Source organism: Anaerotignum sp. (assembly GCF_040307045.1).
GTDB lineage: Bacteria > Bacillota > Clostridia > Lachnospirales > Anaerotignaceae > Chakrabartyella.
Window position 1 is genome coordinate 74,547 of the sequence record NZ_JAWRKF010000020.1, and the last position, 23,311, is coordinate 97,857.

Annotated in this window: 22 protein-coding genes and 1 riboswitch; of the genes, 19 read left to right on the forward strand and 3 right to left on the reverse strand. The window is 41.0% G+C overall.

Annotated features, from left to right (window positions below; genetic code table 11):
* Window positions 1-360 precede the first annotated feature (360 nt).
* The 6 genes from uvrB to ABVZ64_RS10485 all read left to right on the forward strand — a co-directional run bounded on the left by uvrB (window position 361) and on the right by ABVZ64_RS10485 (window position 7,521).
* On the forward strand, window positions 361-2,340 hold the full coding sequence (gene uvrB / locus ABVZ64_RS10460; protein WP_352400955.1) for an excinuclease ABC subunit UvrB: 1,980 nt from the start codon (window positions 361-363) through the stop codon (window positions 2,338-2,340).
* A gap of 27 nt (window positions 2,341-2,367) precedes the next feature.
* Window positions 2,368-5,205 carry an excinuclease ABC subunit UvrA gene (uvrA, locus tag ABVZ64_RS10465; protein ID WP_502892597.1) on the forward strand — a complete coding sequence of 946 codons (2,838 nt, stop codon included), beginning with the start codon at window positions 2,368-2,370 and terminating at the stop codon, window positions 5,203-5,205.
* Window positions 5,206-5,365: 160 nt separating this feature from the next.
* A complete protein-coding gene (locus tag ABVZ64_RS10470) occupies window positions 5,366-5,686 on the forward strand; it encodes a hypothetical protein (RefSeq protein ID WP_352400957.1) in 321 nt (106 codons plus the stop codon).
* A 141-nt stretch (window positions 5,687-5,827) separates the two neighbouring features.
* Complete coding sequence (locus tag ABVZ64_RS10475) at window positions 5,828-6,493, forward strand: single-stranded DNA-binding protein (RefSeq protein ID WP_352400958.1); 666 nt, start codon at window positions 5,828-5,830, stop codon at window positions 6,491-6,493.
* A gap of 17 nt (window positions 6,494-6,510) precedes the next feature.
* Window positions 6,511-6,996: a cob(I)yrinic acid a,c-diamide adenosyltransferase gene (locus tag ABVZ64_RS10480; RefSeq protein WP_352400959.1), complete on the forward strand. Its 486-nt coding sequence runs from the start codon at window positions 6,511-6,513 to the stop codon at window positions 6,994-6,996.
* A gap of 324 nt (window positions 6,997-7,320) precedes the next feature.
* On the forward strand, window positions 7,321-7,521 hold the full coding sequence (locus tag ABVZ64_RS10485; RefSeq protein WP_352400960.1) for a hypothetical protein: 201 nt from the start codon (window positions 7,321-7,323) through the stop codon (window positions 7,519-7,521).
* A 195-nt stretch (window positions 7,522-7,716) separates the two neighbouring features.
* Here ABVZ64_RS10485 and dapB read toward each other — a convergent pair whose 3' ends face one another.
* The 3 genes from dapB to ABVZ64_RS10500 all read right to left on the reverse strand — a co-directional run bounded on the left by dapB (window position 7,717) and on the right by ABVZ64_RS10500 (window position 10,713).
* Entirely contained in the window at window positions 7,717-8,469 is a 753-nt protein-coding gene (dapB, locus tag ABVZ64_RS10490) for a 4-hydroxy-tetrahydrodipicolinate reductase (protein ID WP_352400961.1), read from the reverse strand.
* 308 nt (window positions 8,470-8,777) lie between these two features.
* Window positions 8,778-9,659, reverse strand: coding sequence for a 4-hydroxy-tetrahydrodipicolinate synthase (gene dapA / locus ABVZ64_RS10495; protein ID WP_352400962.1), 882 nt, complete (start codon window positions 9,657-9,659; stop codon window positions 8,778-8,780).
* A 55-nt stretch (window positions 9,660-9,714) separates the two neighbouring features.
* Window positions 9,715-10,713, reverse strand: coding sequence for an aspartate-semialdehyde dehydrogenase (locus ABVZ64_RS10500; RefSeq protein WP_352400963.1), 999 nt, complete (start codon window positions 10,711-10,713; stop codon window positions 9,715-9,717).
* 246 nt (window positions 10,714-10,959) lie between these two features.
* A riboswitch (Lysine riboswitch) is annotated at window positions 10,960-11,136 on the reverse strand.
* Between the two features lie 159 nt (window positions 11,137-11,295).
* Between ABVZ64_RS10500 and ABVZ64_RS10505 the strand changes: the two genes are divergently transcribed.
* From ABVZ64_RS10505 to ABVZ64_RS10565, 13 genes are all read left to right on the forward strand, one after another.
* Complete coding sequence (locus tag ABVZ64_RS10505; RefSeq protein ID WP_352400964.1) at window positions 11,296-11,523, forward strand: alpha/beta-type small acid-soluble spore protein; 228 nt, start codon at window positions 11,296-11,298, stop codon at window positions 11,521-11,523.
* Between the two features lie 47 nt (window positions 11,524-11,570).
* Window positions 11,571-12,329 (forward strand): class I SAM-dependent DNA methyltransferase, encoded by a 759-nt coding sequence (locus ABVZ64_RS10510; protein WP_352400965.1) that lies wholly within the window; start codon window positions 11,571-11,573, stop codon window positions 12,327-12,329.
* Window position 12,330: 1 nt separating this feature from the next.
* Window positions 12,331-13,209: an Hsp33 family molecular chaperone HslO gene (hslO, locus tag ABVZ64_RS10515; RefSeq protein ID WP_352400966.1), complete on the forward strand. Its 879-nt coding sequence runs from the start codon at window positions 12,331-12,333 to the stop codon at window positions 13,207-13,209.
* Window positions 13,210-13,262: 53 nt separating this feature from the next.
* Complete coding sequence (locus ABVZ64_RS10520) at window positions 13,263-13,706, forward strand: NUDIX domain-containing protein (protein WP_352400967.1); 444 nt, start codon at window positions 13,263-13,265, stop codon at window positions 13,704-13,706.
* Window positions 13,707-14,651: 945 nt separating this feature from the next.
* The gene (locus ABVZ64_RS10525; RefSeq protein WP_352400968.1) at window positions 14,652-14,978 is read left to right on the forward strand and encodes a hypothetical protein; all 327 of its coding nucleotides are present in this window, start codon (window positions 14,652-14,654) and stop codon (window positions 14,976-14,978) included.
* Window positions 14,965-16,959, forward strand: coding sequence for a V-type ATP synthase subunit I (locus ABVZ64_RS10530; RefSeq protein ID WP_352400969.1), 1,995 nt, complete (start codon window positions 14,965-14,967; stop codon window positions 16,957-16,959). The genes ABVZ64_RS10525 and ABVZ64_RS10530 overlap by 14 nt, the downstream gene beginning before the upstream one ends.
* Window positions 16,952-17,437 carry a V-type ATP synthase subunit K gene (locus ABVZ64_RS10535; RefSeq protein WP_352400970.1) on the forward strand — a complete coding sequence of 162 codons (486 nt, stop codon included), beginning with the start codon at window positions 16,952-16,954 and terminating at the stop codon, window positions 17,435-17,437. The genes ABVZ64_RS10530 and ABVZ64_RS10535 overlap by 8 nt, the downstream gene beginning before the upstream one ends.
* 30 nt (window positions 17,438-17,467) lie before the next feature.
* Window positions 17,468-18,028, forward strand: coding sequence for a V-type ATP synthase subunit E (locus ABVZ64_RS10540; RefSeq protein ID WP_352400971.1), 561 nt, complete (start codon window positions 17,468-17,470; stop codon window positions 18,026-18,028).
* A gap of 15 nt (window positions 18,029-18,043) precedes the next feature.
* On the forward strand, window positions 18,044-19,021 hold the full coding sequence (locus ABVZ64_RS10545) for a V-type ATP synthase subunit C (protein WP_352400972.1): 978 nt from the start codon (window positions 18,044-18,046) through the stop codon (window positions 19,019-19,021).
* A complete protein-coding gene (locus ABVZ64_RS10550) occupies window positions 19,014-19,331 on the forward strand; it encodes a V-type ATP synthase subunit F (RefSeq protein ID WP_312044988.1) in 318 nt (105 codons plus the stop codon). Before ABVZ64_RS10545 ends, ABVZ64_RS10550 begins: the two co-directional genes overlap by 8 nt.
* Before the next feature lie 24 nt (window positions 19,332-19,355).
* A complete protein-coding gene (locus ABVZ64_RS10555; RefSeq protein ID WP_352400973.1) occupies window positions 19,356-21,131 on the forward strand; it encodes a V-type ATP synthase subunit A in 1,776 nt (591 codons plus the stop codon).
* Window positions 21,128-22,504 (forward strand): V-type ATP synthase subunit B, encoded by a 1,377-nt coding sequence (locus tag ABVZ64_RS10560; protein WP_352400974.1) that lies wholly within the window; start codon window positions 21,128-21,130, stop codon window positions 22,502-22,504. The genes ABVZ64_RS10555 and ABVZ64_RS10560 overlap by 4 nt, the downstream gene beginning before the upstream one ends.
* Before the next feature lie 6 nt (window positions 22,505-22,510).
* Window positions 22,511-23,197 carry a V-type ATP synthase subunit D gene (locus tag ABVZ64_RS10565; protein ID WP_352400975.1) on the forward strand — a complete coding sequence of 229 codons (687 nt, stop codon included), beginning with the start codon at window positions 22,511-22,513 and terminating at the stop codon, window positions 23,195-23,197.
* Window positions 23,198-23,311 lie beyond the last annotated feature (114 nt).

Here is a 23,311-nt window from a genome sequence, read left to right on the forward strand (position 1 = left end):
ATATGTAGAAAAAAAAAGGAAAAGGCCAATCATATATTTATTACAGTACACAAAAAATAGTAGCAAAAGAGTCTTGTGGTAACAATACAAGGAAAGGTTTCAAATACTTGGTGAAAAAAACAGAATTTACTTTCCCCAAAAATGCAAAATTCAGAACGAATGTTTGCATTTTTAGCTATACTTTTTCACAAAGGTGTGTTATAATTTGTAGGTGTTAAAGCTTTGGCGGTAACCTAAGCCATGGATTCATTTAGAAAAAACTTTTTTAAAAAGGCTTGTCTATTTGGCAAGAGAAGTATGGTTTCCTTGTTTTGCAAAATAGACGAACTTTTTTATTGTTTTTATGGAGGTGAAATTAAATTGAAATTTCAGGTTCATTCTCAATATAGGCCTACCGGCGATCAGCCAGAGGCAATCGAAAAGCTGGCAAAAGGCTTTCAAGAGGGGAAAAAATTTCAAACGCTGTTGGGAGTTACGGGTAGTGGTAAAACCTTTACTATGGCAAATATTATTGAAAAACTACAAAAACCAACCCTAGTTATTGCCCACAATAAAACCCTGGCGGCACAGCTTTACAACGAGCTGAAAGAGTTTTTTCCTGAAAATGCAGTTGAATATTTTGTTTCCTATTATGATTACTATCAGCCAGAAGCTTATGTGCCCAGCACCGATACTTACATCGAAAAAGATTCTTCAGTAAACGATGAAATAGATAAGTTGCGCCACTCGGCTACGGCAGCATTGGTGGAGCGAGAGGATGTTATCGTTGTTGCAAGTGTGTCTTGTATTTACGGCTTGGGTGACCCAGAAGAATATTACGGCATGATGCTCTCTTTGCGTCCTGGTATGGAAAAGGACCGAGATGAGGTACTGCGTAGCTTGATTGAAATGCAATATGACCGAAATGACATGAACTTTGAAAGGGGCTCTTTTCGGGTTCGTGGAGATGTGGTTGAGGTGTTTCCCATAGGATCTTCGGAGCATGCGGTGCGGATTGAATTTTTTGGTGATGAGATTGAAAGAATAACGGAAATTGACGTTTTGACCGGTGAAATTTTAGGAACCAGAGCCCATATTTCCATTTTCCCTGCATCTCACTACGTCACTGCCCCTGAAAAATTGCAAAAATCAATTATAAGGATTGAGGCGGAGTTGAAAGAACGCTTGGAGGAACTTCGTCGGGAGGATAAGCTATTGGAAGCACAACGGCTGGAGCAAAGAACCAATTATGACATCGAAATGATGCGAGAAATGGGCTTTTGCACTGGCATTGAAAACTACTCTCGTCATTTATCTTTGCGAGAAGGGGGAAGCACACCCTTTACCCTCATTGACTTCTTTCCCCAGGATTTTTTGATGATTGCCGATGAATCTCATGTGTCTATTCCTCAAATTCGTGGAATGTATGAAGGGGACAGGTCAAGGAAAACGACCTTGGTTGACTTCGGTTTTCGCTTGCCCTCAGCTTTGGATAACCGCCCATTAAAGTTTTCAGAATTTGAAAATAAAATTAATCAGCTCTTATTTGTTTCTGCCACGCCGTCTGTCTATGAAAAACAGCATTCGGAGCAAACAGCAGAACAGATTATTCGTCCCACAGGGCTTTTGGATCCTGAAATTTCTGTTCGTCCCATTGAAGGGCAGATTGACGATCTGTTGTCCGAAGTGAAGAAAACAACATCCCTTGGTCAAAAAGTTCTTGTGACCACTTTGACCAAAAAGATGGCAGAACGCTTGACAGACTATCTGCGGGAAGCAGGGGTTCGGGTTCGCTATCTTCACTCGGATATTGATACCTTGGAACGGTTGGAGATAATCCGAGATCTACGAATGGATGTTTTCGATGTTCTGGTAGGAATCAACCTTTTGCGTGAAGGGCTGGATATCCCTGAGGTAAGTTTGGTTGCCATTTTGGATGCAGACAAAGAAGGTTTTTTGCGTTCGGAGACGTCGCTGATACAGACGGTGGGCCGTGCTGCAAGAAATTCGGAAGGTCGTGTTATTATGTACGCCAATGTCATGACGGATAGTATGAACAAGGCAATTTCTGAAACAAACCGTCGTCGTGGCATCCAGGAGGCATACAATGATGCCCATGGGATCATACCCCAGACCATTCAAAAAAAAGTTCATGATATTATCCAAATCAGCAAAAATGCAACAGAGAAGCAGAAGTTTGGTTTGGAAAAAGACCCTGAATCCATGAGCCAGGAAGAGTTGAAAAAGCTGGTTGAAAAATTGGATAAAGAAATGAAGCAGGCAGCGGTGGAGTTGCAATTTGAGCGAGCCGCAGAACTTAGAGATAAGGTTTTAGAGTTGAAAAAGCTATTGGAAGAATGATGGACGGTTTTTCCGCCTTTAGGAGGAATTATGAAGGATAAAATTATAGTTCGGGGGGCAAGGGAGCATAATTTAAAAAATGTTGACCTCACAATCCCGAGAGATAAAATGGTTGTTTTTACAGGGGTTAGTGGCTCTGGTAAAAGCTCGTTGGCATTTGATACACTCTATGCTGAGGGTCAGCGACGTTATGTGGAGTCTTTGTCATCCTATGCTCGTCAGTTTTTAGGGCAAATGGAGAAACCTGATGTGGATTTGATTGAGGGTCTTTCTCCTGCCATCTCCATTGACCAAAAGACAACAAGCCATAACCCACGTTCTACTGTGGGAACGGTAACAGAAATTTATGATTATTTGCGTTTGCTCTATGCAAGAATCGGGATTCCTCATTGCCCCAAATGTGGCAAAGAGATTAAGAAACAAACCATAGACCAAATTGTAGACCGTATTTTGGAACTGCCGGAACGCACAAAGCTCCAGCTTCTTGCCCCCGTGGTGCGAGGCAGAAAAGGGGAACATATAAAGCTTTTGGAGGATGCCAAAAAAAGCGGCTACGTTCGGGTGCGAGTGGACGGCATTTTATATGAGCTTTCAGAGAAAATTGAATTAGAAAAAAATAAAAAACACACCATTGAAATTGTGGTGGATCGTTTGGTGGTAAAGGAAGGCATACAAAAGCGTTTGACAGAATCCATAGAAACGGTTTCGGCTTTAACCGGTGGCCTTCTGGTGGTGGACATTAACCAAGGGGAGGATGAACTAATATTCAGCCAAAATTTTTCTTGTCCTGATTGTGGCATCGATTTAATGGAAATTGAGCCTCGCCTGTTCTCTTTCAACAACCCCAGTGGTGCTTGCCCAACCTGCACGGGTTTGGGAATGCAGATGAAGTTCGATGAAAGCTTGATCGTTCCCAACGAAAGCCTAAGCATTTTGGGAGGAGCCATTGTTGCCCCCGGGTACAATTCTATTTCCTCGAAAGATAGCATGAGCCGTGTGCTGTTTGAGGCATTGGCAGAAAAATATGGCTTCGATTTGGATACCCCGTTTCAGGATTTACCAGAAAAAATCAGAAAAGTCATTTTTTATGGCACAGGCGGAGAAAAGCTGCGCATCACCTATTCCAATTATCGTGGAACGGGAACCTACGATTATGATTATGATGGCTTGATACCCAATTTGCAGCGAAGGTATAACGAAACATCAGAGAGTATGCGAGGAGAGTACGAAGAATATATGACAAATATTCAATGTCCCTCTTGCCATGGTCAGCGATTGCGCCCTGAGGTTCTGGCGATTACCGTAGGTGGCAAGAATATTTCAGAGGTAACAGAGCTTTCTATTGAAGAAATTCAAAAATTTTTCCTAAACCTTATTTTAAGTGGGCGGGATGAAATGATTGCCCAAAGAATTTTGAAGGAAATCAACGCTAGGATTGGCTTTTTGGTAGACGTTGGATTAGAATACCTCACACTTTCTCGAGGTGCAGGCACATTATCTGGTGGTGAAGCTCAAAGAATCCGCCTGGCAACCCAAATTGGCTCGGGCTTGGTGGGCGTTGTATATATTTTGGATGAACCAAGCATTGGCTTGCATCAAAGGGATAATGATAAGTTGCTCAAAACATTGCAGCACTTAAGGGATATTGGTAATTCTTTGATTGTGGTGGAGCATGATGAGGACACCATGTATGCCGCCGACTGCATTGTTGATATCGGTCCGGGTGCTGGTAAAGATGGTGGCGAGGTGCTTTGTGTTGGTAGTGTTGAGGAGGTTATGGCTTGCCAGCGTTCAGCCACGGGGGACTATTTGAGTGGTAGAAAGAAAATTGAAGTTCCTAAAGAGCGTAGAACCTTTGAAAAAGAAAATGTCATCAAAATCAAAGGTGCAGTGGAAAACAATCTGAAAAATATTGATGTAGAAATCCCCTTGGGGGTATTTACTTGTGTAACCGGAGTTAGTGGTTCAGGCAAAAGCTCATTGGTAAACGAAATTTTGTATAAGCGTTTAGCCAGGGACTTAAACCGGGCTAAGTGTCGCCCTGGTGGGCATGAGGATATGACTGGACATGAAAAACTGGACAAGGTAATCGATATTGACCAGTCGCCCATTGGGCGTACCCCAAGGAGTAACCCTGCCACATATACCGGGGTGTTTGATATGATTCGTGATGTGTTTACACAGACTACAGAGGCCAAAATGAGGGGCTATCAAAAAGGTCGGTTTAGCTTTAACGTAAAAGGTGGCCGTTGTGAGGCTTGTGCTGGAGATGGTATCATCAAAATTGAAATGCATTTCTTGCCGGACATTTATGTGCCTTGTGAGGTTTGTCAAGGCAAGCGGTATAATCGTGAAACCTTGGAAGTCAAATACAAAGGCAAAACCATTGCCGATGTGTTGGAAATGACCGTGGAGGAAGCCTTGGCTTTTTTTGAAAATATTCCGCGCATCAAGGCAAAACTGCAAACCCTTTATGATGTTGGTCTTTCCTATGTGCAATTGGGGCAATCTTCTACCACCCTTTCCGGTGGAGAAGCCCAGAGGGTAAAGCTGGCAACGGAACTGAGCAAAAAAAGCACGGGAAAAACCATGTATATTTTGGATGAGCCTACAACAGGCTTACACACAGCTGATGTGCACAAGTTGGTGCATATCATACAGCGTTTAGCCGAAGGTGGCAACACCATTGTGGTCATTGAGCATAACCTTGATGTAATCAAAACCGCAGATTATATTATAGATTTAGGACCCGAGGGTGGAAATAAAGGTGGAACCATTATTGCCCAAGGCACACCAGAAGAAATTTGTAATGTGAAAAAGTCCTATACAGGACAGTATCTAAAAGGGGTTATGGAAAAGAAGTAAAATAGCAAATACGGTAGGAAAATCAATTTTTTTGATTTTTCCTGCCTTTTTTGTTAGAATTGGTAAAGAAGGTTTTTGCACAAAAGAAATGTTTATATTGACAAGTCGTTTAGAAATCATTACCATAAGTATATAAGATTTTTATAAAGTGGAGGAAGGTATGGCCAAGGGAAAAGAACCAGTGCAGGATTTTGTACAGGCAGGTAAAAGGGTAGCCGATTTTTTTGGCTGTGAGGCAGATTTCTTTTTAAAGCCTCTGTTGGATTTGGAGTGGACAGTGCGTCAGGATGATGATTTTTACTTCCTCTGTTATTGGTTGGAAAACGGAAAAAAAGTTGAAGCAGTCATAGTGAAGAAAAATGGGGAGCCATTGATATACAAAACAAAAGATTACTCTATGGTCGTAGCGATTGATTGTGTGAAAATAGGGTTTATTTTCCGTAATGGTAAAAGCATTTCGGAACTCAACACAAAAAGCTAAGACAGCAGCGAACGCACCTGAGGAAGTTCTTGAAGAGTTTTTTCCATTCGGACTTCTAAAGGTTTGTTTTTTTGCGTAAACTGAAATACAGAAGGAAGCAATGTCGATGATGAAAATCGGCATAGAAAAGGGGAGAAAGCGATGCATATGGATGGATTGCCGGAAAACAACAATGTTGCCATTGCCGGTAAAATCGTGGAGGAATGCGTATTTAGCCACGAGGTTTATGGAGAAGGCTTCTATACGTTTAAGATAGCATCTGAACGCCTTAGCGATCAGGCTGACATCCTTCCGATCACCGTTTCGGAACGATTAATTGACAAAAATCAACTAAAAAACGGTACTTGTGTAGATGTTTTAGGACAGCTTCGAAGCTACAATAACTACAACAGCAAAAAAAATAGACTAGTACTTACTGTTTTTGCCAGGGAAATCCGCGTTTTAGCGGAGGATGAAAAAAAGAATGAAAATCAAATATTTTTGAATGGATTTATCTGTAAAGAGCCAATTTATAGAAAGACACCTTTTGGCCGTGAAATTTCAGATATTTTAGTTGCGGTAAATCGTGCATATAATAAATCCGATTACATCCCCTGTATTGCATGGGGGCGTAATGCAAGATATATGCTAAACCTTAAGGTAGGAGCAAACATCAAAGTGTGGGGTAGAGTGCAAAGCAGAACGTATCAGAAAAAAATGGGCGACGCCATTGAAGAAAGGGTAGCCTATGAGGTTTCTGTATCTAAAATTGAAATTCCCCATTCAGATGAAAAAACAGATGTTGTTGAAAACACTACCGAAGAATAACAGGAGTTGAATGAAAAGTGAGACAAGGACAGATTTCCATTTATTATGGCGCAGGAAAAGGAAAAACCTGTGTGGCTGTGGGCAGAGGCTTAAGGGCTATCGGGGATGACTTGCGCGTTGTGATGATACAATTTATGGACTATCACAATAATAAAGAAATCGAGCTGTTAAAAAAGCTAGAGCCTGATTTCCGTATTTTTCGATTTGAGAAAAATCGTATAGAGCAGGAGATTGATGATACTGTTCGCCGGGAAATTAGCGGAGAAATCAAAAATGCCTTTAACTTTGCCAGAAAAATCGTAGATACAGGAGAGTGTGAGATGCTTCTTTTGGATGGGGTTTTGGAGTGCATTGAAAAAGGGTTTTTATCGGCGGAACAATTAGATGAATTGTTGAATAAGCGTCCCGACTTTATGGATATTATCCTAACGGGAGATGCTCTGCCGCCAACCATTGCGGAACGCTCCCATTGCATTTATCAAATTAAAGCGGAAAAACAGTAGCCCGATACAGCCTTACTTTGGCCAGAGGTCATTTACCGTATGACCAAGCTAAGCTGATTTGCAGGGGAAACAAATTTCCATAAGGGCTTATTTTGAACCCAGCACCGGTGCAAGCTGCAAAATTGTAAGGTATATAGAACCATCGTAACAATGAATTATTTGTCTCACAAAAATTAGGCAGCCTTAAAGTATATTTTTCATTGGGAAGCCTTTGTTTAAATGGAAAGAGAGATAATTTTAATTCTTTTTTAGAAAGGGTTCAAAGAAGAAAAAGTTGCATTGATGATACTGAAAATCCATCCTTTTTTGGGTGGATTTTTTTATTTGATAAATATAGTATTGATTCAGCAGGTTCAACAAGGGGAGGAAAGCGTTAAGGTTAAAATAACGAATAAGGCAGATAGTGATGTGTTTTTTCTTGAGAAAGAAAATGCCAAAGGGACTTGTAAGAGAAACCATGCTTGGGTTGTGCATCTAACATATGCAAGGGTGGGAATGTTTTGGATTTGTTCATGCCCTGTATAAGGTGTATTTAAAAAATGTAGGGTTACCTAGTGTTTAGTAGGTTTTGGGGGTTTGCCGTGGGGCAAATGGAAGGTGTGAGTGGCAAATATAAATTTTCAATGAGGAAACTATCTTTTCATAAAAAAGCCGCAGGAAATTCCGTTTTCCTACGGCATATTTTTATTAAGATATTTTTTGGCCTAAAAAGAGGGGGAATTATGCCAAAACATCTTTCATGGTATAAAACCCAGCATCTTGTGATGCCAGATATTTTGCTGCTTTTACTGCCCCTACAGCAAAAACCTCACGAGAGGTTGCACGGTGGGTCAATTCAATTACCTCGTCTCTGCCGGCAAAAATAACGTCGTGATCACCAACAATATTTCCCCCCCGTACTGCATGGATACCGATTTCTTTACGCTCTCTTTTTTCTCTGGTTTGAGAACGATCATAAACATAATGAAATTGTTGATCAATAGCCTCATTTATTGCATCTGCCAAAGCCATTGCAGTGCCACTGGGAGCATCAATTTTTTGATTATGGTGCTTTTCCACAATTTCAATATCAAAGTTTGCATCATATAAAATTTCTGTTGCTTTCTGAACCAATTCTAACAGTAAATTAACACCGATTGACATATTTGCGGATTTTAAAACTGCCACACTATTTGATGCTTCATGGATCTTTGCCATGGTTTCATCGGTGAGGGCAGTGGTGCAAACAACAACGGGTATTTTTTTTGCCTTGGAAAACTCCAACAATGCAGGTACAGCCGTTGCTGTGGAAAAATCAATAATGACATCGGCATCAACGGTGCAATCAGCAGGGGTGGGGAATACGGGAAAATTAGCCTTGGGCATACCAGGATCAATGCCAGCCACGATTTGGCAAGCATCATCGCTTTCAACAATTTCAGCCACAACTCGTCCCATTTTACCGCCACAACCATGCATGATAATATTAATCATATTGTACACTCCTTTAAAAATTAAACCTTTTCACAGCTTTTTGCCTTTCGGGATAAACCTAACAGCCCCTTGTATTGGAAAAAGCCTGTTCTTTTCACAGGCACTATGGCGCCAGTTAATCTATTGTAGTCTAAATTTCATAATAAATCCTTACAGAGGCTCGTTTAGCCCTTAAGGAATGAAAACGTACCTAGGAAACATTAGGGCTATTCCTGCCCCGATTTGGCCCCTTAACCAGTATGTGCCAATGAATGGCTTGGGGCTACTGCTAAAATGCGGCAAAGAAAGTTCTTTGCCGCAAGTCAAAATCAAATCAAACCGTAGTGATGCATTGCTTTTTTCAGTGTTTCTAGGTTTTTGTCCTCCATTGCACAAAGGGGCATACGGCAAGGGCCAACTTCATAACCCATTAAATCCAATGCTGTTTTGACAGGGATAGGGTTTACTTCGCAGAACAATGCAGAGATCAATTCGATTGCACCCAACTGCAATGCAATGGCCCCCTTGATATTGCCATCCAAGAATTTAACAACCATATCATGGGTTTGTTTTGGTGCGATATTGGAAAGTACAGAAATAACACCTTTACCCCCCAAAGAAAGGATGGGCAAAATCTGATCATCATTACCACTATATATGTCGAAGTCAGGGCCAACCAACGAGGCGATTTCAGCAACCTGAGATAAGTTTCCGCTTGCTTCTTTCACAGCGACGATGTTTTTCACTTTAGATAGTTCCAATACTGTCTTTGGTGCAATATTGCATCCGGTACGGCCGGGAACATTATAAAGGATGATGGGAATAGAGATACTGTTTGCCACTGCTGTGTAGTGCAGAATCAAGCCTTTTTGTGTTGCTTTGTTATAGTAAGGGGTTACCAACAAAACAGCATCTGCACCAGCTTGTTCACATCCCTGGGCAAGGGCGATGCAATGGGCAGTGTCGTTACTTCCTGCACCGGCAATAACAGGGACACGTCCATTAGTAACCTCGGCGGCAAAACGTACGCATTCAATTTGGACTTCATCAGTTAAAGTGGATGCCTCGCCGGTAGTACCACAAATAATAAGGGCATCTGTGTCGTTGGCAAGCTGGAATTCAATCAATTCTTTCATTTTCTCAAAATTAACGGTACCATCGGGAAATGTAGGTGTAACCAATGCAACACCTGCGCCTGTAAAAATTGACATAATGCAAGCACCTCCAAAATTTTATTAGTTTTATATAGTTATGCGAGACTCTTTGTTATGCGTTCATGTTTTTAATAATTTCTTCTGCAATCTGCACGGCATTGGTAGCAGCACCCTTACGAATGTTGTCTGCAACAACCCAAAGGTTGATGCCGTTGTCCAAGCTTTCATCGCGACGAACACGGCCGATAAAAACTTCATCGTGATCTGTTGCACTAGTAGCCAAAGGATACTCGTTGTTTTCAGAATCATTCATTAGAACAACACCAGGGGCATTTTTCAATGTTTCGATTAATTCCTTTAAGTCGAAGGGATTTTCAAATTCGATGTTGATGGATTCACTGTGAGAGTTGAAAACAGGAACACGTACAGTGGTTGCTGTTACTTTCATGTTGTCATTATGCAGAATTTTTCTTGTTTCAAGGATCATCTTCATTTCTTCTTTGGTATATCCATTGTCCAAAAATACATCAATGTGGGGCAAGCAGTTATTTGCAATGGGGTGGGGAAACTTTTTGGGTTCTTCGCCCTTTAAGCCGTTTTCTAGGTCTTGCCAACCTGCAACACCTGCACCGCTCACTGCCTGATATGTAGAGTAAACGACTCTTTTAATCTTGTATTTTTCATCCAAAGGTTTTAAGGCAACCATAGCCTGGATGGTAGAGCAATTAGGGTTTGCAATGATGTTTTTGTGCCAAGAAATATCTTCGGGGTTGACTTCAGGAACAACCAAAGGAACTTCGGGATCCATACGCCACTGTGAACTGTTGTCGATAACAATGCAACCATGAGCCGCAGCAATGGGGGCAAACTTTTCACTTGTGCTGCCGCCTGCGGAAAACAAAGCAATGTCAATGGGCTTATCAAATGAATTTTCTGTTAATTCTTCAACAACATAATCCTTACCATTAAAGATGATTGTTTTGCCTGCAGAACGGCTAGAAGCCATTACATAGAAATTTTCAATGGGAAGCTGTCTTTCTTCTAAAACCTTTAAAAATGTTCTGCCAACCATACCTGTGGCGCCTACAACTGCAAGATTAATTTTTTTCATTTAAAAACGTCCTTCTTTCTTTATAAATTATATAATGTTTCAATATGTGCGAAGAACAAAAATTTTGATGCAAGTGACACTCACACCTAACAACAGATATATCTTTTTATAAAAATTTATGCCTGTTTCCTCGCAATCAGTGTAATATATGTGTTCCAAAGCTACGGTTTTGCCGGAAACAAAAAAGAGCCGGCAAGCGCCGACTTCCAAATTTTGCATACGACAAAAAGTAGTATTGCTAAAACTTAGTCTTGTAGCGCTCCATTGGGAATACCAATGACAGTTGGACGGCTATTAACCGGACAACCAGAGAAAAAAAGATAAGGCTCTTTCCTCTTCGGCATTTTCCCCTTTCGGCGGACGGCCTTTATCCCTTATGATATTCGCCCGTGTACTCTTGAAAAACGCACCTCTACTTTTAGAACTATTTACTTAATCCATAGTCTACCATCAGTTATCTCATATGTCAAATGATTTTCGTTCACAGACAATAATTTTTTTCACAGGGACAAAATTATGAAAAAAAACTTCACAAAAAGGTAATACTTCTTAAAAGAACAAACACGAAAGGGGATTTACATCATGGGACAAAAAAAAGAATTGACTGAGGCGCAAAAACTGGATTTGGCGATGAAATATGAAATCGCTGAAGAATTGGGATTGTTGGATAAGGTGGAGAAGGTTGGGTGGAAAGGCTTAACCGCAAAGGAAAGCGGCCGTATTGGCGGTATTATGGGGAAGAAGAAAAGAGCTGCAAGAGCAAAGGCAACAGAGAAAAGCCCTTGCAATACACCAGAGGAAAAGATATAATATATGAATGTTGAAGTTGGGAAATAAATGGTATAGGAGAAACGAAAATGGACGCATATGAAGGTTTTGCCTCCGTATATGATGTTTTTATGGATGAAGTAGACTATCCTGCGTGGGTGCAATATATTAAAGACACTTGGAAAAACCTTAACACGATGCCTCAAAGTGTGGTGGATTTGGGATGTGGAACGGGAAACATCACAATTCCTCTGGCAAAAGCCGGTTATGGCGTTGTTGGGGTGGATATTTCTGAGGAAATGCTGGCAGAGGCACAAAGAAAAGCAATGGCAGAAGGGCTTTCTATTCCCTTTTTTTGTCAGGATATGGTGGAGATGGAGCTGCCATATCAGGTGGATTGTGTTTTGAGCTTATGTGATAGTTTAAACTATTTGACGGAGGATGGTGAGCTGTCCGCCGCTTTTTCTGCTGTGAAAGAGCATTTGAACCCGAAGGGTCTGTTTCTGTTTGATATGAACACAAAGTATAAATTTCAAGAGGTTTTTGGGGATAAAACATACGCGGCTATGACTGAGGATGCTGCGTATTTTTGGGAGAACTCCTTTGACGAGGAGGACCAGATTAATGAATATTATGTGAGCTTTTTCATCCGCCAAAAAAATAAGGAAACCTATGAAAGGGTAGAAGAATATCACTATGAAAGGGCTTATAGCTTGGATGAGGTTAAAACCTGTCTCGATGAACATGGGTTTTCTTTATTAAATATCTATGACGGATACAGTTTTGAGCGAGCAAAAGAAGATAGCCATCGCTATTTCTTTGTGGCGCAACTAAAGGAGGAAAATTAAGATGAGTGACTATATTGTTAGAGCAACAGCAGGTGATGGAAGTATCCGCGCTTTTGCGGCTACTACTGGTGAAATGGTACAACACGCCAGAGAGGTACATCACACTTCCCCTGTAGCATCAGCGGCTTTAGGCCGAATGTTGACAGCTGCAGCCATGATGGGCAGTATGCTGAAGGGGGAGAAGGACTTGGTTACCCTGCAAATTCGTGGTATTGGCCCACTAAAGGGTGTTGTTGTTTCCGCTGATAGCCATTGCAGAGTAAAAGGTTATGTATTTAATCCAAATGTAGACATTCCGTCCAAATACCCTGGCAAATTGGATGTAAGTGGTGCCATTGGTCAAGGGTATATGAGTGTTATCAAAGACATTGGTTTAAAAGAGCCATATGCAGGAAGAATTCAGCTTGTTTCCGGGGAAATAGCAGAAGATTTAACATTTTACTATGCTCAGTCTGAACAGACACCCTCTGCGGTAGGTTTGGGTGTTTTGGTTGATACAGATACTTCCATTCGTCGTGCGGGGGGATTCATCATTCAGCTTATGCCTGATGCAACAGAAGAAGTAATTTCTAAGCTGGAACAAAGACTAAATGCAATTCCTTATGTAACAGATTTGTTGGATATGGGAGAAACACCTGAGGGGATTTTGGAAATGATTCTTGAGGGCTTGGACATGAAGATTCTAGATAAGGTACCCACACAGTTCTATTGCAACTGTACAAAGGAACGAGTGGAAAAGGCTTTAATCAGCATCGGAAAAGAAGAACTTGAAAAAATTGTGTTTGAAGATAAAAAGGCAAATTTGCACTGTCACTTCTGTGGCAAGGAATATGCTTTTGCAGAAGAAGAGCTTACAAAGCTGTTGGAAGAGGCAAAATAAGTATCAGACAAGCTGTAATTAAATAGGTAGAAACAGAGAAGGGAGGTGAGCCCGTGAAACGAGATTTTGCTGTTGCAGTAAAAGCTGTAATTGTAAAAAATAAAAAGGTTTTGGTTCTAACTAGATCCCAAGGGGAGATGGAGTGCAGTTACATGAACAGCCACCAAAAGTGGGATTTGCCCGGTGGTGGTCTGCATTTTTACGAACGAAGCAAAGAAGGGTTACAAAGAGAAATCAAAGAGGAAACCCGCCTAGACGTTTTTGTGGGTGAGCCTGTTTCTCTTTTTGATGTCATTAAAAACCATATACACTTATGTATTTTTACATACGCTTGCTGTTGGAAGGACGGTGAGGTGGTTTTAAGCCATGAGCATGAAGGCTATTATTGGATGACCAGGGAAGAAGTATGCACAAGTCAGCTTCCTAATTGGATGAAGAGAGACTTGTTGCGCGCATTGGATAGAGAATCATATATGGAATTTGAGGGGAAAGTGTAGGCTTAGATAGGGTATCTGGGTCTATTTTTTTTAGTGTTTACCCATGAAATGGGCGGCACTGTGGGAAAATCCCATTATTTTGTACTTGGGCTTTGTGAGAATGCTTTATGCACCAATAAATTTGGTGAAAAGAATGATTCATAGAAAAGAGAACAACCGTCCACAATAAGAAAGGGGTATGAAGACGGCAGTTGGTATATGTAATTTTATCACAGATAAATCTTTTCAAAAGGGTTATGATATCAAAAAACAGAAAAGAGGAGATAGCAATGCTTCATTTTGATGGTAAGGATAGTGCAAAAACAACGAAACAAACTGATAAAAACAAATTATTAGACAAAAATTTTTGTGTTCCGTGAATAGAATGAAATTTATTTCATTGACCAACGAAAAAAAGAAGAAAAAAAAAGAAATACACAGAGATAATTGCACAAAAAAAACTGATGTGTTTTGTGCAAAAAGCATAATGAGCAAAATTTGAAAGTGTTTATATTGCCAGTAAAAAGCTTTGGGTACTAATAAATCGCATGCAAACTACCGTTCGCAAAGCCTGTAAAATTCAATATAACTGTGAAATTAGAAAAATGATACTGATTTTAATTTAACAATTTTTAGAAGCGACGATAAAATAGTACTGTTTTACCTACAATGAATGGGTTATTGACAATACAAGGTAAATAACTTATTATTTAAACTGAGGTATGTTTTAGATTTAGTACATACTAGGCGGATTCAAAAAAAACCTATGGTTTTAATAATATTTTCGCCACAGGCAAGTCCTTATTTCCTACTATATATAGGAAGAAAGGCAAAAAAATTAGGTTGGACCTCTTCTTTTTTTAGAAAAAGCAGTGTTATAAGTTTAACAAAAAGAGGTTCGTATCCTAACAGAAATGCATACTATACAATTTGTTTAACAAATTGTAAACAAGAGAGGTGATGGTAATGGCTTATGAGATACTGAGAAGCATCGTAGAGGCTGAAGAACGAGCTGGTCAGATCGTAAAGCAGGCCACAGAAGACGCGGAAGCTTTAAAGAAGGATGCCCAAAAACAGAGAGAAACACAGCTGCAACAGGTACAACAGCAAGGTAAAGAGTTGATGCAACTTGTTGCCAAACAAGCAGACGAAGAGAGTCGCGTCGAAATCCAGAACATCCAAAAGGATACGGAAATTGCTTGTTCAAAGATCAGAGAGCAAGCAGCAAAAAAGAAAGAAGAGGCTGTTCAAGCAGTCATTGGAAGGGTTGTGGGAGCATATGGCAGTCGTTGAGATGCGTAAGCTTACTGTCATTGGTCTAAATAGTGGACGTACCCCTTTCCTTCATGAATTGATGCACCTTGGGGTGGTAGAAATCAACTCCCAAGAGGGCATGGTAAATGACGAAGAATGGATGCCTGATATTTTTAGAACCAGTAACAGTGCGGATGTTTTACGTCTGGAAGCAGACATTGCCCGTGTTAGTACTGCAATTGAGGCGATTAATCGCTATGACACAAAGAAAAAACCCTTATTTCAGGTTCGGGAAGAAATTGTTCGAGAAGATTTTGTTGATCATATGAATCGAACAAAAACCGAAACGGAAATGAATGTGGATACGGCGGTTATGTGCTACAAGCAAATTGCAGAAGGGCAAAACGAAATTAATCGCTTAAAAGGTATTATTGCAGGGTTAAAGCCTTGGGAAAACTTGGACTTACCTTTGCAAATGAAAGAAACAAAGTTTTCTGCAGTCATTCTTGGAACAGTTGCTGTTAAAACGAAGTTTGAGGATTTATTGCAGACAGTGTGGGAAAAAGTTCCTTCGGCGGTTGTACAACAGGTGAGTGCGGATGTACAACAAATGTACATATCCATTATCTGTCTGAAAGAGGAGCGGGATTTGGCCTACGAAGCTCTTAGGGAGTTTGCCTTTAACCCAATTTCTTTCGGCGAGCATAAAGGAACACCTAAGGAAGCAATACAGAACTATGAAATTGAAATTGAAGAACACCAGCAGGTGATTGTTGCTAAGGAAGCAATTTTGGCGGAATTGTCAGTGGCAAGAAAAAATATCGAATATCTTTATGATAGCTTAAATATGCGCCGAGACAGAGCAAAGATTGTTGGAGATATGCTTAGCACAGAGATGGTATTCTACTTTGATGGGTGGATGCCCAAACAAGCACAGCCGGAAGTAGAAGCTCTCTTAAAAAAATATGAATTCTATTACGATTTGAAAGAACCAGAGGCGGATGAAGAGATTCCTGTTTTCCTTCATAACGACGGATTTTCTACTCCTTTTGAGGCGGTAACAAATATGTACAGCTTGCCTTCAAGGCATGACGTTGATCCAACAAAGTTTTTGGCACCCTTTTATTTCATATTCTTTGGTATGATGCTCAGCGATGCCGCTTATGGTATCATTATGGCAGCGGGTTGCTGGTATATTTTGAAAAAATTTAAATTAGAAGGCATGACCTATCGAATGATAAAAATGTTCTTCTACTGTGGTATTTCAACATTTATTTGGGGTGCATTGTTTGGCGGATGGTTCGGTGACTTCTTCACAGTAGCGGCGAAAACCCTATTCGATGTTGACCTTGTGATCAAGCCGATTTGGTTTGACCCAATGGCAGAGCCAATGAAATTATTGATTTTCTCCCTTATTTTAGGTGGCATTCACCTATTTGTGGGAATGGGTATTCAGGCCTATATGTTTATTAGAGATGGCCATCCTCTGGATGCACTCTTTGATATCGGCCTTTGGTACGTATTATTAATCGGACTGGTTCTGTTTGGCATTGGTGGCAGTGTTGCACCGGTAATGGTTACAGTGGGCAAGGTGATGTCTATTGTAGGTGCGGTAGGTATTCTATTGACCGGTGGTAGAAAGAAAAAAGGTATTTTCGGCAAGATTACAGGTGGTCTTGGCAGCCTTTACGGTATTACCAGTTATTTATCGGATGTTCTTTCTTACTCCAGACTTCTTGCGTTAGGCTTAGCAACTGGTGTTGTTGCCAAGGTAATCAATACCTTGGGCTCTTTGGCAGGGGGCGGAGTGAAGGGCGCAATTGTTCTGCTTTTGGCATTTGTAATCGGTACAGTATTTAACATTGCAATCAATGCCCTGGGTGCTTTCGTTCACTCTTGCAGATTGCAATATGTAGAATTCTTCGGAAAATTCTATACCGGTGGAGGCAGACCTTTTGCACCTTTTGAAAGAAAAACGAAATATATCAAGATACTCAAGGAGGAGAAAAATAATGGTTGAGAGTTTATTTAGTGGCGAATTTTTAGCTTTATCTGGTGCAGCAATTGCTGCTCTTGCAGGTATAGGTAGTGCGATTGGTGTTGGTGTTGCCGGTGAGGCAGCGGCAGGGGTTGTTTCTGAAGACCCTAACAAGTTTGGGCAGGTGCTATTGTTGCAGGCTCTTCCAGGTACACAGGGCATTTATGGTTTGTTGATTGCCTTCCTGGTAATGGTTAAGGTAGGCCTTTTGGGCGGCGATGGCATGATCGAATTAACCATGATTCAGGGCGCAGGCATTTTTGCAGCAGCGTTGCCCATTGGTTTGGTTGGTATTTTCTCCGGTATTGCTCAGGGTAAGGCAGCAGCGGCAGGTATCATGTTGGTTGGTAAAAAACCCAGCGAGTTGGCAAAAGGTATGCTTTTCGCAGCGATGGTAGAAACATATGCGGTATTGGCTCTGCTCGTTTCCTTCCTGATGCTCAACAGCATCCAGGTATAATTCACTTGAAAGAAAAGGAGGCGCACTCCTATGAATGACGGTAAAATTATAATCGATAAAATCATAGAGAAGGCAGAAGCAGAAGCAAAGGCAATCATAGATAAAGCCAATTTGGATGTGGAAGCAATTTTAAAGGCAGCTGAAGAAAAGGCAAAGCGTGAAAGCGATGCGATGAAGAAAAAAGCAGAGGCGGAGGCAGAAAAGGTAAAAGCCAAAGCGATTTCAGGTGCCCAGTTGCAAGGCAAAATTGCAATTTTAAGAGAAAAGCAGAGCATATTGGAAGATATTATTGCAGAGGCGAAAAAACGCTTACAAACTTTGCCGGATGCCCAGTATGCACAAACAGTAGGCATTATGCTTACAAAAATAAATAAAGAAAACGGTACAGAGATTATTGTTTCTGAAGTAGATCGGGAGCGTTTGGCAACGGTTATTGAAAATAACGGCTTTACCCTCTCCAAAGAAAGCAGAGAACTTGATGGTGGTTTCATTGTGAAAAATGGGGATATAGAGTATAACTATACTTTCGAATCCATAATCACAGTGGAGCAAGAAGAGATTAGACAAATAGCTGCACAAATTTTGTTTTAAGGAGGGGGATTCTTGATGGCTAAAAATAAGATTTACCCTTTCGCAGTAGCCAGCGTTCGCTCTATGGAAAACTCCTTGATGACAAAGCAAAAGCTGATGCAGATGGCCGATGCAAAATCTCCGGAAGAGGCTTTGCGCATATTGTCTGACAGTGCTTACGGAAAAACCCAAATCAACGGGGTTTATGAATTTGAAAAGATGATTGGCAATCATTTGGAGGAGACTTATCAGGCTGTGGCGGGGTTAATTCCTCAAGAAACATTCATAGATATTTTCCTTTATAAAAATGATTACCATAACATCAAGGTTCTGTTGAAAGAGGAAGTTTCCAAAGTAAGCGGTAAAAAGTTTTTGATACAAGGTGGAACAATTCCCATAGAAACACTGCGCAAGAATTTGCGGGAAAGAAACTATGTTGAGCTACCCAATATCAATGGGGAGGCAGTGGAAGAAGCCGTTAGCATGTATGCAAAAACCCATAACGGAAGATATATCGATACCATATTGGATAAGGCTTGTTTTTCTACTATGGAGAAGGCGGCAAAGAAACTGGATAACCCTTATGTCTCAAAGTATATTCAGATGTTATCAGACATCACAAACCTTAAAACCCTTCTTCGTGTAAAGAAGATGGAAAGAGATTATCAGGTTTTAGAGGAAAGCTTTGTGCCAGGGGGGAGCATGGGACTTGATTTGCTTTCCAGGGCATTTCGCACCGACTCTCCCGTAACAGTCTTAAAGGAAACCCCTTATGGTGCCCTTTGCGAAGAGTATATGGACCAAGGATTTACAGCTTTTGAAAAAGCCTGTGATGATTACCTGATGGAGTATATCAAAGATGCGAAGTATAAAACTTTAACTTCTGAACCGGTTATGGCGTTTATATTGGCGAAAGAAACCGAAGCGAAATGTATTCGCATCATTATGACTTGTAAAATGCATAACATAGATGCAGCCATTATAAAAGAAAGGGTGAGAGAAGCATATGTCTAAAGTTGGCATTATAGGCGATAAAGACAGTATTTTGGGTTTCCTCGCTCTTGGAATTGATATTTTCCCTGCATACAATGCAGACGAGGTAAAAAAGACAATTCATAAACTGGCGGAAAAAGATTATGCGATAATTTATATCACAGAGCAGGCCAGTTTGATGGCAAAGGAAAGCATTGCAAAATACAAGGACTTTGAATTGCCGGCTATTATCGTGATTCCCGGTGTTGGCGGAAGCATGGGTCTGGGTATGAATGAAGTAAGAGAATCGGCAAAACGTGCCATTGGTGCGGATATATTGTTTAGTGAATAAATACGATTGTAGGTGAATGAGCATATGAAAACAGGCACGATAGTAAAGGTGTCGGGTCCGTTGGTAGTAGCGGAAGGCATGAGAGACGCCAATATGTTTGACGTGGTGCGTGTATCAGATAAACACCTTATTGGTGAAATTATCGAAATGCATGGAGATAAAGCATCCATTCAGGTTTATGAAGAAACATCAGGCCTTGGTCCTGGTGAAGAAGTAGTATCCACAGGGATGCCAATGAGCGTTGAGTTGGGACCTGGATTGATTTCAACAATTTATGACGGTATTCAGCGACCTCTGGAAAAGCTGTATGAAGCAAGTGGCACGAATATCCAAAAAGGTGTTGAAGTAACATCTTTGGATCGTGAGAAAAAATGGAAATTTGAACCCACAAAGCAAAATGGTGATGCCGTAGAAGCCGGGGATGTAATCGGTATCGTACAGGAAACAGCTGTTGTTGTATGTAAGATTATGGTTCCTTATGGCTTGAAGGGTACCATTAAAGAAATTTATGTTGGTGAGTTCACAGTTGAAGAAACTGTTTGCATAATTACAGACGAAAAGGGCAAAGACGTATCTGTTTCAATGCTGCAAAAATGGCCAGTACGTCGTGAAAGACCATATAAAATCAAAAAAACACCTGACTCCTTGTTGGTAACAGGTCAGCGTGTTATTGATACCTTCTTCCCTATTACAAAGGGTGGTGTTGCTGCCATTCCTGGGCCTTTCGGTAGCGGTAAAACAGTAACACAGCATCAGTTGGCAAAATGGGCAGATGCAGATATCGTTGTTTACATTGGTTGCGGCGAGCGTGGCAACGAAATGACCGACGTTTTGAATGAGTTCCCTGAATTAAAGGATCCTCGTACAGGTGAGTCTTTGATGCAAAGAACTGTATTGATTGCAAACACCTCTGATATGCCCGTTGCGGCTCGTGAGGCATCAATCTATACAGGTATTACCATTGCGGAATACTTCCGTGACATGGGTTATAGCGTTGCGTTAATGGCTGACTCCACGTCTCGTTGGGCAGAAGCACTTCGTGAAATGAGTGGTCGTTTGGAAGAAATGCCCGGCGAAGAAGGTTATCCTGCTTACTTGGGTTCTCGTTTGGCTCAGTTTTACGAAAGAGCAGGCCGTGTGGTTTGCTTGGGCAATGAAGAAAGATATGGCACACTGACAGCCATCGGTGCAGTATCCCCTCCTGGTGGTGATACATCTGAGCCTGTTTCCCAGGCAACATTGCGTATTGTAAAAGTATTCTGGGGCTTGGATGCATCATTGGCGTATAAACGTCATTTCCCTGCCATCAACTGGCTGACCAGCTACTCTTTGTATCAGGATAAGGTGGATGAATGGGCGGATATTAATGTACACCCTGATTTCTCCGAACACCGTACAGAGGCAATGCGCTTGCTTCAGACAGAGTCTGAATTACAAGAAATTGTACAGTTGGTTGGTGTTGACTCCTTGTCTCACAGTGATAGATTGATTCTGGAAACAGCACGTTCTATTCGTGAAGACTTCTTGCATCAGAACTCTTTCCATGAGGTAGATACTTATACTTCTTTGCACAAACAGTATAGAATGTTAAAATTGATTTTAACTTTCTACCATGTTGCACAGGCTGCCATCAAAGCAGGTGTTCCCATTCAGAAGATTACAAAACTAAATGTAATCGAACGTATTGGTCGTGCCAAGTATGTAGAAGAATCAAATGTAGATAAGAGCTACGATGGAATTGAAACCGATATTAATAAAGAAATCACCGAATTAATTAGTAAGGGGGCAGATGAATTATGATAAAGGAATATAGATCGATTCAGGAAGTTGCCGGCCCTCTTATGGTAGTGACAGGCGTTGACAATGTAAAATATGACGAGTTGGGCGAGATTGAGCTGGCTAGTGGGGAAGTAAGAAGATGTAAGGTATTGGAAGTGAACGGCGATACAGCCTTGGTACAGTTGTTCGAAAGTGCAACAGGTATCAACCTTTCAGACAGTAAAGTTCGTTTTTTAGGAAAAAGCTTGGATTTTGGTGTGTCTCCTGACATCTTAGGTCGTGTTTTTAGTGGTATGGGTAAGCCTATTGACGGCGGCCCTCAAATTATCCCTGAAAAAAGAATGGATATCAATGGTGCACCCATTAACCCTGCGGCTAGAGAATATCCCGCTGAATTCATTCAGACAGGTGTCTCTGCCATTGACGGCTTGAACACGTTGGTTCGTGGTCAGAAGTTACCTATTTTCTCTGGCTCTGGTTTGCCTCATGCAAACTTAGCAGTACAGATTGCTCGTCAGGCAAAGGTACGAGGTACAGATTCCAAGTTCGCCGTTGTTTTTGCGGCCATTGGTATTACTTTTGAAGATGCGGAATTCTTTATCAACGACTTTAAAGCAACAGGAGCCATTGACCGCTCTGTTGTATTCGTAAACCTTGCAAATGACCCTGCAGTAGAACGTGTTTGTACACCTCGTATGGCATTAACTGCAGCTGAATATTTGGCATTTGAACAGGGTATGCACGTTTTGGTTATTTTGACAGATATCACAAATTACGCAGAGGCTCTGCGTGAAGTATCTGCGGCGAAAAAGGAAGTTCCTGGTCGCCGCGGTTACCCTGGCTATCTATATACTGACCTTGCAACCATGTATGAACGTGCTGGGCGTATGAAGGGTAGAGAGGGTTCCATCACAATGATTCCTATATTAACCATGCCAGAAGATGATAAGACCCATCCTATCCCTGACTTAACAGGCTATATCACAGAGGGTCAGATTATTTTGAGTCGTGATCTTTATAAAAAAGGCATTCAGCCTCCCATCAACGTTTTGCCATCCCTTTCCCGTTTGAAAGACAAAGGTATTGGTAAGGGCAAGACAAGAGAGGATCATGCCGATACCATGAATCAGTTGTTTGCCGCCTATTCTCGTGGTAAGGATGCAAAAGAATTGATGGCAATTTTAGGTGAATCTGCATTGTCTGATATTGACTTGATTTATGCTAAGTTTGCAGACGAGTTTGAAAAAGAATATGTTTCCCAGGGTTTTAGAACTGATAGAACCATTGAGCAGACTTTGGAAACAGGCTGGAAGCTCCTTCGTATGTTGCCAAAGAGTGAACTGAAGCGTATTCGAGATGAATATCTGGAAAAATATTTAGCAGACGGGGAGTGATGAGTCGTGGCTAGATTGAATGTCAATCCTACCCGTATGGAAATGACCAGACTAAAACAACAGCTTAAGACAGCAACAAGGGGTCATAAGTTGCTGAAGGATAAGCTGGATGAGCTGATGAAGCAGTTCTTAAATATTGTACGGGAGAACAAACGCTTGCGTGAAGAAGCTGAGGCAGCTTTGGATAATGCGTATAAAGACTTTATCATTGCCAGAGCAGTTTTAAGTGAAAGTGTGTTAGGTGAATCTTTAATGATTCCCCAGCAATCCGTTGCTGTAAAGGTTAAGAAAAAGAACATCATGAGTGTGAATGTGCCTGTTTTTGACTTTCAGACAGAAGAAAGCAGTGGGGATATTTATCCCTATGGTCTTGCTTTCTCTTCCGGAGAGTTGGACAGTGCCATGCTTTCCTTTTCTAATGCCATGGAGCCCTTGCTACGTTTAGCAGAAAGCGAAAAAACCGCCCAGCTTTTGGCCCAAGAGATTGAGCGTACACGTCGCCGTGTAAATGCCTTGGAAAACGTTATGATTCCTAATTATCAGGAAACCATAAAATATATTACCATGAAGCTGGAAGAAAATGAGCGTGCAGGTACAACCAGAATGATGAAAGTCAAAGATTTGGTTTTAAAGAAAGCAATAGAAGAAAAGAAGAAACGTGATGTTGAAAGTGAGAAAGAAAGCGTTTCCTAAAAGTTACCCCATGCATTGCTGCATGGGGTTTTAAAAATTGATAAGAATTGATAAAAATTTTAGTAATACTGAATGGATTAACACATAATAAAGGCAGAAGGAAATACAAAAGTC

What these genes read in the sequence shown, in the direction of transcription:
- ABVZ64_RS10545 (WP_352400972.1), top strand. Translation starts at nt 18,044, where the DNA reads ATGGCTAAAAATAAGATTTACCCTTTCGCAGTAGCCAGCGTTCGCTCT.
- dapA (WP_352400962.1), bottom strand. Translation starts at nt 9,659, where the DNA reads ATGTCAATTTTTACAGGCGCAGGTGTTGCATTGGTTACACCTACATTT.
- ABVZ64_RS10475 (WP_352400958.1), top strand. Translation starts at nt 5,828, where the DNA reads ATGCATATGGATGGATTGCCGGAAAACAACAATGTTGCCATTGCCGGT.
- ABVZ64_RS10500 (WP_352400963.1), bottom strand. Translation starts at nt 10,713, where the DNA reads ATGAAAAAAATTAATCTTGCAGTTGTAGGCGCCACAGGTATGGTTGGC.
- dapB (WP_352400961.1), bottom strand. Translation starts at nt 8,469, where the DNA reads ATGATTAATATTATCATGCATGGTTGTGGCGGTAAAATGGGACGAGTT.
- ABVZ64_RS10525 (WP_352400968.1), top strand. Translation starts at nt 14,652, where the DNA reads ATGGCTTATGAGATACTGAGAAGCATCGTAGAGGCTGAAGAACGAGCT.
- ABVZ64_RS10540 (WP_352400971.1), top strand. Translation starts at nt 17,468, where the DNA reads ATGAATGACGGTAAAATTATAATCGATAAAATCATAGAGAAGGCAGAA.
- hslO (WP_352400966.1), top strand. Translation starts at nt 12,331, where the DNA reads ATGAGTGACTATATTGTTAGAGCAACAGCAGGTGATGGAAGTATCCGC.
- ABVZ64_RS10560 (WP_352400974.1), top strand. Translation starts at nt 21,128, where the DNA reads ATGATAAAGGAATATAGATCGATTCAGGAAGTTGCCGGCCCTCTTATG.
- ABVZ64_RS10550 (WP_312044988.1), top strand. Translation starts at nt 19,014, where the DNA reads ATGTCTAAAGTTGGCATTATAGGCGATAAAGACAGTATTTTGGGTTTC.
- ABVZ64_RS10555 (WP_352400973.1), top strand. Translation starts at nt 19,356, where the DNA reads ATGAAAACAGGCACGATAGTAAAGGTGTCGGGTCCGTTGGTAGTAGCG.
- ABVZ64_RS10510 (WP_352400965.1), top strand. Translation starts at nt 11,571, where the DNA reads ATGGACGCATATGAAGGTTTTGCCTCCGTATATGATGTTTTTATGGAT.
- ABVZ64_RS10505 (WP_352400964.1), top strand. Translation starts at nt 11,296, where the DNA reads ATGGGACAAAAAAAAGAATTGACTGAGGCGCAAAAACTGGATTTGGCG.
- ABVZ64_RS10470 (WP_352400957.1), top strand. Translation starts at nt 5,366, where the DNA reads ATGGCCAAGGGAAAAGAACCAGTGCAGGATTTTGTACAGGCAGGTAAA.
- ABVZ64_RS10535 (WP_352400970.1), top strand. Translation starts at nt 16,952, where the DNA reads ATGGTTGAGAGTTTATTTAGTGGCGAATTTTTAGCTTTATCTGGTGCA.
- ABVZ64_RS10530 (WP_352400969.1), top strand. Translation starts at nt 14,965, where the DNA reads ATGGCAGTCGTTGAGATGCGTAAGCTTACTGTCATTGGTCTAAATAGT.